General features: G+C 65.0%; 1 protein-coding gene. It reads right to left on the minus strand.

The window, feature by feature from the left end; all coding sequences use genetic code 11:
• Positions 1-68: 68 nt before the first annotated feature.
• A partial coding sequence (locus tag LCU97_RS06480) for a non-ribosomal peptide synthetase (protein ID WP_232775919.1) occupies positions 69-12,456 on the minus strand: 12,388 nt, incomplete at its 5' end.

The raw sequence follows: 12,456 nt of genomic DNA on the forward strand, positions 1-12,456 counted from the left end.
GTGCGTGTTGAGTTCAGACCCGGCCAGTACGGCACCGGGTTCCAGGTAAGTGCCCCTGGGGAGCACGGCTAGACAAGATCACTGGTCTCCTCCTCATCGGGTACGGGCAGGCTGTCGTGCCACCAGGCAGCCAGGTTGTGGACATGGGGCGCCTTGAGAATCGTGAAATGGTTGCCCGGCCCGTACCAGACATCCAGGTCGGGCACATGCTTGCGCCATCCTTCGATCATTTGTTGTTGTTCACGTTGGTTGCCGGCCGTATCCAGGGTCGGATCGTTCGCCAGCACCAGCCGCACCGGCCCGGTGTACTGGTGTTGCGGTTGATAGACCGTGCGCAGGGCCGTACCGAAGGCCCGCGCCGGCCCTCGCATCGCGTCCACCGCCGAACGCTGGTGCAACATTCCGGCACGGACCATGCCGGCGTGCAGCAGGCGCATCTGTGCCGCATCGTCCTGAGCACCAAACACCGTGGCATCGATACCGAGCGACTTGCCCGAGGCCAGTTGCATCGCCTCGATCAGTCGGTTCAGCACCCCCGTCCCGGTATAAGGCCTGCCCACCACGCCATTGCCGCCCGGCGACTCGCTGTCGATCAGCGTCAACGAGGCCACCTTGCGACCACGAGCGTGCAGACGGGCCGCCATCTCGAAGACAATCCAACCACCGAAGGAATGCCCCAGCAGATGCACTGGCCCCTCCGGTTGCACCTTGTCGATGGCTTCGAGGTACGCCTGGGCGGCGGTCTCCACCAGGCTGAAAGGCTCTGTGCTGCCGTCCAGCCCACGGTGCTGGAGCCCATGGATCGGCCAGTCCGGGCCAAAGGCGTCGGTCAGACCAATGAAACCGGTCACGCTGTCTCCCGCGCCCGGTACACAGAAGATCGGAGCCCGGTCGGCGCGCCCGCCCTGGATCGTCAGCAAGGGTTGGAACGCACGCTTCGTCGACGAAATGGGACGTGACGTCACGGCGTGAAGGGCATCGCTGATGGCCTGGCCCAGCGCCTGCACGTGTGGCGCCTGCATCATCGTCTGGTGATTGCCGGGCACCTTGGCGCAATGCATCTGCGTTTTCGGCAGGACAGCGTCCCAACCCAGGTAGCCGGTGTGTTCAGGCGCATCGTCCTTGCGCTCCTCGGCCACGAACAGGTGCACCGGTATCGAAATCGGGTACACCATGTAATGGGCCAGCGCGTGACCGTGGGCGACCTCGCGGTCCAGGTACTGCCAGAGCTGGGCGGCGCTATAAACGGCCAGCTCGGACGGCAGTACACCCTGCTCGCGGCAATGCTGCACCAGGGCTTCGAACTCGAAATCGTCCAGTTGTCCTTGCAGGTCGGCCAGTTTGCCCAGGATCGACTCAAGCACTTCCTCGCCCGGAGACGAGGCCTTCCAGAATACGTCGCAGCGGTCCAGCAGATGGAGCTTGTGGGCTTCATCCAGGGCCCAGCGTTCGCGCCCCTGGTCCACCAGTCGCGGCAGGTAGCTATCGATCAGGCCGACGAACTCGACCTCTTCGTCCAGGCCAATGAGCTGGATGGCAGTCTCGTAGGCCAGGGCCCCGCCGAAGGACCAACCGGCCAGGCGGTAAGGCCCCTGCGGTTGTACCGAACGGATGATGCCCACCAGCCGCGAAGCCATGCACTCCATCGTCTGCAGCTGCGGCTCGCCCCACTCCACGGCGGGCAAGCCATAGACCGGGATGTCCTCGTCGATGTATTTGCCCAACGCTGGGAAATAGAGATCCAGACCGCTGAACTCATGCACCAGGAACAACGGGTTCTGAAGGCCACTGGTGCGCACCGGCACGACCGTTTCCTGCACTTGGACGTTCGCGGTGCGGGACTGAAGCAGCGTCGCCAACGCTGCGACACTGTCGTGCTGGAACAACTCGGCCAGCGTGACCGTCAGGCCGGACTGGGCCAACAGCCCCACCAGCCGGATCGCCAGCAGTGAATGGCCGCCCAGCTCAAAGAAATTGTCCCGACGCCCGACCTGCTCCAGCTTCAGCACCTCGGCCCACAGACCGGCCAGCGTCATTTCCAACTCGCCCTGTGGCGGCTCGTAGCCCCGGTCGCCGTAAGCATGGGCCTCCGGCACGGGCAACGCGCCGACATTGATCTTGCCGTTCAGCGTCAGCGGTAGCGCCGTCAGGCGCACATAGGCCGCCGGAACCATGAACTCCGGCAGGCAGGCGCGCAGGTGCTCGCGCAACGCTTGCGCATCGAGCACGGCTTCGTCCGTCTGTTCGGTGTAGTAGGCGATCAGGCGCTTGTCGCCGGGGTTGTCCTCACGGGCCACCACCAGCGCCTCGCGCACTCCCTGATACTCATGCAAACGGGCCTCGATCTCACCGAGTTCGATGCGGAAACCACGGATCTTCACCTGTCCGTCGTTGCGATCCAGGTACTCGATCGTCCCGTCGGGCAGCCAGCAGCCCAGGTCACCGCTGCGGTACAGCCGCGCGTCGGCCCGGTCGCTGAACGGATCGGCGATGAAGCGCTCGTCGGTCAGGTCCTTGCGATTCAGATAGCCGAGCGCTACACCGGCGCCACCAATATGGATCTCCCCCGCTACGCCGATGGGCACTGGCTGGCCCGCGGCATCCAGGATATAGACCCGGGTGTTGGCGATAGGCCGGCCGATTGGAATGCTCGTCGCACCCTGGGGCACGTCGGTGACCGTGTGGGTCGTCGCGAATGTGGTGGTCTCGGTGGGACCGTAACAATGCAACAGCTGCAGCGACGGCGCCAGGGCCAGCAGGCGCCGGAAGGACGCCGGGTCGGCCCGCTCGCCACCGCACATCAGGATCCGCAGGCGCGCCAGCGCATCCGGGATCAGCATTACGTATTGGTTGAACATGGCGGTGGTCAGGAACAGCGCCGAGACCCTCGCGTTCGCCAGTACCTGGGCAAGCCGGGGCGGATCGAGCAACGTATCGTGATCGACGATCACCACACGACCGCCGTTGAGCAAGGCCCCCCAGACTTCCATGGTGCTGGCGTCGAACGCCGGGTTCGAGGCGAAGGCCAGCCGATCACCGGGGCTGAAATCCGCATAACCGTTGTTGATCGCCAGGCGACCGATGGCCAGGTGCGGAACGATCACCCCTTTGGGATGGCCGGTGGAACCCGAGGTGTACATGATATAGGCCGGCGTATCGCTCGCCTGGACAGGACATGGGCAAGCTCGCTCGTCCCGGGCCAGGTGCAACGTATCCAGGTCCACCCGTGGCAACGCCTGGGGCACGGTCCTGTCGCTGGTGGTCAGCATCAGCACCGCCGCACTGTCCTGCAGGATGAAGCGCTGACGCTCCTCGGGTGCATGATGGTCCAGCGGCACATAGACCGCCGCGCACTTGAGGATGGCCAGTTCGCTGATAACCAGGTCGAACGAGCGGTCCAACAAGATCGCAACCCGTGCCTGAGGTTTCACCCCGAGCTCCAAGAGGTAGCGCGCCAGGCGACTGGCGCGTTCGTCCAGCTCTCGGTAGGTCAACTGTTGCTCGCCATGCTGGAGGGCAATCGCCTCGGGCCGGACATTGGCCTGGGCTTCGAACAAGGCCTGTACCGTCTGCTCGCGAGGATAGACCGTGTCAGTGGCATTGAACGCCACCAGCAATTGTCGACGCTCGTCCTGCGGCACGATCCCCAGCTCGCGCAGCGGTGTATCTGGGGCGTGCTCCAGCGCATCGACCAGGCTTTCGAGTGCCGTGTGCATGTAGCCGCACACGCGCTCTGCCCCGATTCGGGCCGACACCGTGGCGCCCAGCAGGAAGGCTTCGCCCAGGTCGTCGACGTTGAGTGACAGCGGGTAGTTGCTCCATTCCTCGCCGCCGAGCCCTTCGATCCCGTTCCAGGCCGACTGAGATTCCTGGCTGACCTGGGTCGCACTGTGCCGGTAGTTCAGCAAGGCGCTGAACAACGGTGCCGGCGTGGCGACACCGCTGCAACGCTGGGCCAGTGCCAGCGACGCATGCTCGTGTCCCAACAGGGCGGTAAGACGCCCGTGGGTCGCCTGCACCCCGGCGCGAGCACCGAGGGTGCCGACATCAACCCGCAGCGGCAAGGTGTTGATGAACAAACCCAGTGCGCGGTCAGCCCCTTCACCCCCCTGCATCCGGCCCATCAACACCGTACCGAATACCACGTCGTCACGGCCGCAAACACCCGCCAGCACCCGCGCCCAGGCCAGGTGATGCAGGCTCGCCGCGCTCACCCCCAGCTGCCGGGCCTGGGTCCGCAGACGTCGGCTCAAGGCCTCGTCCACGGGCCACTGTGCCTGCTCGACGTCATGGCTGTCGCCGCGCACGTCCTGCAGGCCGAACGGCAGGGTCGGTTCCTGCACATCCTTGAGCATGTCGCTGAAGAACGCTTCATGCTCGCTTTGGCTGACACCCAGCCGTGCCTGGGCCACATAGTTGCGGTACGGCATGGCCTCGCCCAGTTGGGCGTGTTGTCCCAGCAGGAACGCTTGCATGTCGTGCTGGATCACCTCCAGCGCGGTGTGGTCGAGGGCAATGTGATGGAACAGCAGCAGCGCCACCCAACGCTGCTGTTGGTCGTCATAGGCACAGGCCAGTCGCATCAGCGGCGCCTGGCGCACGTCCAGTCGGTAGTGCCGCGGGTCGAAACGCTCGCGCAACTGTGCGGCGACGTCATGCCCAGGCTCGACCACACACTTCTCGACCACCAGACAAGCGTTGCGCAGGACCACTTGCACGGGCTCACCCAGGCCCTCCCAGAGCACGGCCGTGCGCAGGATATCGTGGCGATCGATCACACCTTGCAAGGCGTCGACGAAGGCGTCCAGCCGATTGCGGTCGGCCAGATTGAACAAGGCCTGTTGCAGATAGAGGTCGCCCTGTTGCGAGGCCATGTGGTGATAAAGGATGCCTTCCTGCAACGGTGCCAGGGCGTAGATATCCTGGACGTTGGCAGCGCCTCCCGGCACCCCGGCGACGATCTGCTCGATATGCGCCTGGGTCAGGTCGGCCAGCGGCAACATGTTCGGCGTGATCCGGGTACAGCCCGGCAGGATGCCATTGGCCGGTACCGCCAATTCCGTCGTCCGGCCCACGGCAGCCGCCAACGCCGCCAGGGTCGGTTGGCCGAACAACACCCGCACATCCGCTGCCAGGCCGGCCTGGCGCATACGCTCCACCAGCGTGACGGCCAGCAGAGAGTGGCCGCCCAGTTCGAAGAAGTGGTCGTGGCGCCCTACTCGCTCGACCTTGAGCAGATCGGCCCAAAGCTGCGCCAGTAATGTTTCCACCGCCCCCCGGGGCGCTTCGTATTCACGGCTGATCACCGCGGCCAGGTCCGGTGCCGGCAGCGCCTTGCGATCAAGCTTGCCGTTGGGCGTCAGCGGCAGGACATCGAGTCGGACATAGGCCGCCGGGACCATGTATTCGGGCAACTGTGCCTGCAACCCGGTGCGCAGTGCTTCGATCCCTGGCGCTTGAGCGCCATCATGGGTGGTGAAATAGGCAACCAGTTGCCTGGCTCCCGCCCCATCTTCACGGGCCAGCACCACGGTCTCCTTCACGCCGCGATGCAGCGCCAACCGGGCTTCGATCTCACCCAATTCAATGCGGAAGCCACGAATCTTCACCTGATCGTCGTTGCGCCCCAGGTAGTCGATATTGCCGTCCGCCAGGTAACGCCCCAAGTCACCGGTCCTGTACATCCGCGCACCCGGCACGGCGCTGAACGGGTCGTCGAGGAAGCGCTCGGCGGTCAGTTCCGGGCGGTGCAGATAACCGCGCGCCACCTGCACCCCGCCGATATGGATTTCGCCAGCCACACCCATGGGCACCGGTTGCCCATGAGTATCGAGCAGATAGATGCGGGTATTGGCAATCGGCTTGCCGATCGGCGTGCTGTCCGGTGTGTCGGCGCCTGAGCAGTCCCAGGCCGTCACGTCCACGGCCGCTTCGGTCGGGCCGTACAGGTTGTGCAACGCCACGTGCGGCAGTTGCGCCTTGAAGCGTCGCACCAGGTGCCCCGGCAAGGCCTCGCCGCTGCACATGACATGGCGCAATCCAGCGCAGCCCTGGGCATCGCCATGGGCCAGGAACACATCGAGCATCGACGGCACGAAGTGCATCGTGGTGATGCCCTGGGCCTGGATCACCTCGCGCAGGTAACCGGGATCACGATGCCCACCCGGCCGTGCCATCACCAGTCGAGCACCGGTGAACAGCGGCCAGAAGAATTCCCACACCGAAACGTCGAAGCTGAACGGGGTCTTTTGCAGTACCGCGTCGTCAGCCGTCAGGCGATAGGCCTCCTGCATCCACAACAGCCGGTTGACGACCGCGCCGTGCTCGTTCATCACGCCCTTGGGCAGGCCCGTGGACCCGGAGGTGTAGATGACGTAGGCCAGATGGTCGGCCCGCAGGTCCGGCAACGGCGGATTGTCGGTCGGCCAGGTGGAGAATGCCTCGTCGTCCAGCAGCAATACCGTGGCGGGCGTCGCAGGCAGGCTGGCCTGCAACGCACGTTGGGTCAGCACCACCGTCGGCGCGCTGTTTTCCAGCATGTAGGCCAGTCGGTCGAGCGGATAGTCCGGGTCCAGCGGCACATACGCGGCACCGGACTTGAGGATGCCCAGCAGGCCGGCCACCATGTCCAGGCTGCGGTCCGCGCAGATCGCCACGCGATCGTCGGGGCGCAGGCCCAGGGCGAGCAGGCGGTGCGCGATGCGGTTGGCGCGCTGGTTCAACTGCCCATAACTCAGAGTCTGTTCGTCGAAGACCACGGCGACGGCATCCGGGGACGCCTTCACCTGTGTCTCGAACAAACCGTGCAGGGTCAGCCCTGTCGGGTAGTCGACTTGCGTGGCGTTGAAGGTATCCAGCAGGTGCTGACGCTCCTGCTCACCCAGCAACGGGATCTGCGCTACGACAGCTCGTTCGTCGGCAACCATGGCGCGCAACATGCGCTCGAGATAGCCGAGGTAACGCTCCATCGTGGCCTGGTCGAACAACGCCGTGGCGTACTCCAGCGAGCCGAACAGGCGACCGTCGATCAGTGCCATGTCCAGCAGCACATCGAACTTGGCGGTGCGGCTGGTCACGCCCAGCCCTTGCAGCGACATGTCGTGCAGCTCCAAGCCGCTGGTTTCGCTGTTCTGCCACGACAGCATGGCCTGGAACACCGGGCTATGGGACAGGCTGCGCAGTGGCCGGACCACCTCTACTACTTGCTCGAACGGCAGGTCCTGATGGGCCTGGGCGTCCAGGGTCCGGGCCTTCACCTGTTGCAACAAGCTGTCGACCGTCAGCTTGGCCGACACCTCGATACGCACGGCCAGCGTATTGACGAACAGGCCGATCACGTCCTGGACCTCCGCCTGCATGCGGTTGGCCGTCGGCGTACCGATGACGACATCGTCCTGTCCGGACAGACGCCCCAGCACCGCCGACCAGGCGGCCAATACCGTCATGAACAGCGTGGTGCCATGTCGCTGGCTCAGCGCCTTGAGGCCGGCGGTCAGCTCCTCGTCGAAGGCGATGCCCACCGCATGGCCGGCGTGGTCCTGCTGTGCCGGCCGTGGCCGGTCGGTGGGCAACGTCAGCAACGCAGGTGCGCCAGCCAGGGTTTGCCGCCAGTAGTGTTCCTGCGCCTCCAGGACCTCGCCCGTGAGCCAACGCCGTTGCCAGACGGCGTAGTCGGCGTATTGCACCGGCAAGGCCGGCAGCGGGTCGTCGTGGCCCTGACTGAACGCCGCATACAGCAAGCCCAGCTCACGGGTCAGCAGGTCAGCGGACCAGCCGTCGGAGACGATATGGTGCAGGGTGACCAGCAGCACGTGGTCCTCCTCGGCCATGCGCAACAATCGACCGCGCGCCAGAGGGCCTTGCGCCAGGTCGAAGGCCTCCCGTGCCTCTTCCTCGGCCATGCTCGACAACGCGGCCTCGGCGTCCGGAGACTCCGTCAGATCGTGTAGCGACAGCGCAAAACCAATGTCGACCGCAGCGATGCGTTGTTCAACCTCCTGGCCCTGCGCCTGCACGAAGGTCGTGCGCAAGGCTTCGTGGCGGGCCACGATGCGATTCAGGGCACGTACCAGCGCGTGAACATCCAGTGCGCCCCGCAGGCGCAGGCCGGTGGGGATGTGATACGCCGCGCTGCCAGCATCCAGCTGGGCCAGGAACCACAGGCGCTGCTGGGCAAAGGACAGCGGCAGAACCTGCTCGCGGGGCACCGGCACGATGCCCGGTCGTGTGCTGCGCGCAGTCTCGGACAACACCTGGGCCAGCGCGCTCAATTGCGGTTGGGCAAAGACGTCACTCAGGTTCAGCTCGACACCCAGTTGTTCACGCACCTTGGCGATCAGACGCATCACCAGCAACGAATGACCGCCCAGTTCGAAGAAATGATCGTGACGCCCCACCGCCTCGACGTTGAGCAAGTCCTGCCAGATCTGCGCCAACGCGACTTCCGTGGCGCCTTGAGGCGTTTCATGGGTCCGGTTGGCATAGGCCTCGGCATGCGGGGCCGGCAACGCCTGGCGGTCGAGCTTACGGTTCGGTGTGAGCGGCAGCGCGGGCAGGCTGACGAACGCCCCCGGCATCATATAGTCGGCCAGCCGCGCCGACAGTTCGGCACGCAGGACAGCGGCACTCAAGGTCACGCCGGCCTGGGGCACGACGTAGGCCACCAGGCGCTTGTCGCCCGGCAGGTCTTCGCGCACGATCACCGCGGCTTCCTTGACCCCGGCACATTCGCCCAGCCGGGTTTCGATCTCGCCCAGCTCGATCCGGAACCCCCGCACCTTGACCTGGAAATCGTTGCGGCCCAGGTACTCGATACGTCCGTCAGGACGGTAACGAGCCAGGTCGCCGGTCTTGTACATCCGGGCGTCGGGCTGGTCGCTGAATGGATCGACCAGGAAACGCTCGGCATTGATGGTGTCGAGGTTCAAATAGCCCCGTGCCACACCCTCGCCGCCAATGAAGATCTCCCCCGCCACCCCGAACGGCACCGGTTGGCGGTGCCCGTCGAGCAGGTAGATGCGGGTATTGGCCATCGGCGTACCGATGGTGGCGTTTGCGGTCATGGCGCTGGCGTCATACTGCATGTAGGCCGCGGTGCAGGATACCGTGGCCTCGGTCGGTCCATAAGTGTTGATCAATTGCGTATGAGCCGGACGTACCGCGTCCCACATCTGCAGTTTCTGCACGGACAGGGCATCGCCGGTGACGTTGACCAGCCGCACATCGCGCAAATGATCCCGGGCCTGGGCCGGCGTGTTGTGCCATTCGGCCGCCAGGGTATGCCAGTGCGCCGCGGTCAGGTGCAGGAAGGTCGGCCGGACGTCACTGTCCTGCTGCAGTTCGGCGCTGCCAAACAGCGTGCGGGTCGGCGCCAGGGTGGCCCCGGCGACCAGCGCCGGGAAAATCTCCTCCACCGACAGGTCGAAGTTCAACGTGTTCTGTTGCAGCACGGTATCGGCCGGTGTCAGGCCGAACAGCCTGACCGCGTCGACGCAATAGTTGACCAGGCCTCGGTGCTCGATCATCACCCCTTTCGGGGCGCCGGTCGAACCCGAGGTATAGATCACGTAGGCCAGGTGACGCACGCCCAGTGATGCAACGACCGGGTTGTCATCACGGCCGGCGGTAATGCCCTGTTGCCTGCGTTCGGCATGATCGAGCAACACCACCGGCGCCGACAGCGGCGGTAGGCGGTCCTGCAGCCCGCGTTGGGTCAGCACGGCCACCGGGGCGCTGTCGGCCAGCATGTAGGCCAGCCGTTCGGCCGGATACGCCGGGTCAAGCGGCACGTAGCCGCCACCGGCCTTGAGGATCGCCAGCAGGCCCACCAGCATTTCGGCGCTACGCTCGACGCAGATCGCCACCCGATCGTCCGGACGGATGCCCAGGCCGATCAGGTGATGAGCCAACTGGTTGGCCTGGCGATTCAGTTCGGCGTAGCTCAGGCGCTCGCCCTCGAAGACCACCGCGATAGCCTCCGGCCGGGCCGCGACCTGGGCTTCGAACAACTGATGGATCGTCTGTGTGTGAGGATATGGCGCCTGGTTGGCGTTCAGTCCCACCAGCAGATGCTCGCGCTCGGCATCGTCCAGCAGCTCGATCCGGTCGACCGGCATCTGTTCGTTCGCCACCATGGCCCGCAGCAGACGCTCGAAGTAGCCGATGTATCGCTGCACCGTGCTCGCGTCGAACAACGCCGTGGCGTATTCAAGGGTGCCGAAGACTTGTCCCTGTAGCTCGCCCAGCTCCAACGACAAGTCGAACTTGGCGACCGTATTCGCCACGCCCAGCCCTTCGAGCTTCAAGTCCCCCAATACCAGCTCGGTGCTGTCCAGGGTCTGCCACGACAGCATGACCTGGAACAGCGGACTGTGGGACAGGCTACGCACCGGCTTGAGCAGCTCCACCACCTGTTCGAACGGCAGGTCCTGGTGCGCCTGAGCCCCAAGCGCCTGGGCCTTGACCCTAGCCAGCAGGGTTTCGACGGTCGGCGCGCCGGACACGTCGACGCGCACGGCCAGTGTATTGACGAAGAAGCCGATCAGCCCTTCGATTTCCGAACGCGTGCGGTTGGCCGCCGGCGAACCGATCACCACGTCGTCCTGCCCTGAAAGGCGGCTCAACAGCGCCGCCCAGGCGGCCATCAACGTCATGTACAGAGTAACGCCGTGGCGTTGGCTCAAGGCTTTGAGCTCTGCGGTCAGGTTCGCGTCGAATGCCACCGGCAGCGCCGCGCCAGCGTAGTCCTGCTGCGCCGGGCGTGGTCGATCCGTCGGCAGCATCAGCAGCGCCGGCGCATCGGCCAGGGTTTGCTGCCAGTAATTGCACTGGGCCTGCAACACCTCGCCGCTCAGCCAGCGGCGTTGCCACGCCGCGTAGTCGGCGTACTGCACCGTCAGGGCCGGCAGCGGATCGTCCAGGCCATGGCGGTACGCTTCGTAGAGCCCCGCCAGCTCCTTGATCAGGACACCGATGGACCAGGCGTCCGAAACGATGTGATGCATGGTCACCAGCAATACATGGTCTTCGTCACCCAGGCGGATCAATCGTCCCCGGATCAGCGGGCCGTTCTCGAGATCGAAAGCGTCGCTGGCCTCCCGCGCCGCCACGGCGTGCAGCTCGGCTTCAGCATCGGTATGAGCACAAAGATCCTGCCGTAACAGAGCAAATCCTGTGTCGGCCGCTGCAATACGTTGCAAGGCTTCTTCGCCCTGGTCGCGCACGAAAGTGGTACGCAACGCCTCGTGACGGGCGACGATGCAATCCAGCGCCCGTTGCAAGGCGACACCGTCCAGGACGCCACGCAAACGCAACCCGGCGGGCATGTGATAGGCCGAACTGGCGCCTTCCATCTGCGCGAGGAACCACAAACGCTGCTGGGCGAACGACAGGGGCAGCGCTTCATGACGGGCTACCCGGACGATCTCCGGCAAGGTGCTGCGCCCGGCCTGGGCCACCGCCTGCGCCAGTTCCTTGAGTGGTGGATGAGCGAACAGCTGCGCCAGCCCCAGCTCCACGCCCAGGCGCAGGCGCACCTGGGAAATCAACTGCATCGCCAGCAGCGAATGGCCGCCCAGTTCGAAGAAATGGTCGTGGCGACCAACCTGCGGCAGACCCAGCAGCTCTTGCCAGATCTGCGCCAGGGTGGTTTCGATCTCGCCTTGAGGGGCTTCGTATCCACGGCTGATGACCGAATCCTGATCCGGCGCCGGCAACGCCTTGCGGTCGAGTTTGCCGTTGGGGGTCAGCGGCAGCGCATCCAGGCGCACGTAGGCCAAAGGCACCATGTATTCCGGCAGTTGCGCTTGCAAATGGCTGCGCAGACTTTCGATGTCCGCCGTTGCCGATTCGGTGAAATAGGCGACCAGACGCTTGTCGCCCGGTACATCTTCACGGGCCAGCACCACGGCTTCCTTCACGGCATTGTGTTGAGCCAACCGCGCCTCGATCTCGCCCAGTTCGATCCGGAAACCGCGGATCTTCACCTGATCGTCGTTTCGGCCCAGGTACTCGATATTGCCGTCCGGCAGGTAACGCCCCAGGTCGCCAGTCTTGTACATCCGGGCGTTCGGAACATGGCTGAACGGATCGTTGAGGAAGCGTTCGGCGGTCAGATCGTCGCGGTTCAAATAACCCCGAGCCACCCCAGCGCCACCGATATAGATTTCGCCCGGCACACCCAGGGGCACCGGTTGCTTGTGTTCATCCAACAGGTAGAACTGGGTGTTCGCCACCGGCTTGCCAATGTGCGGAACAAACCCATCCTCGCGGGCCATCGACACCCAACTCGAATAGGTCGTGGTTTCCGAAGGACCGTAGAGGTTGCACAGGCGCTTGACGGAAGTCTGCTCGAACAGCGCCTCAACCAGACTGCGCTTGAGCGCTTCACCCGCCACGTTGACGGTATCCACGCCCTCACCCAAGCCACCGGACTCCAACAACGCCTTGAGCGCCGAG

Source organism: Pseudomonas uvaldensis, assembly GCF_021271205.1.
GTDB classification, from domain to species: domain Bacteria; phylum Pseudomonadota; class Gammaproteobacteria; order Pseudomonadales; family Pseudomonadaceae; genus Aquipseudomonas; species Aquipseudomonas uvaldensis.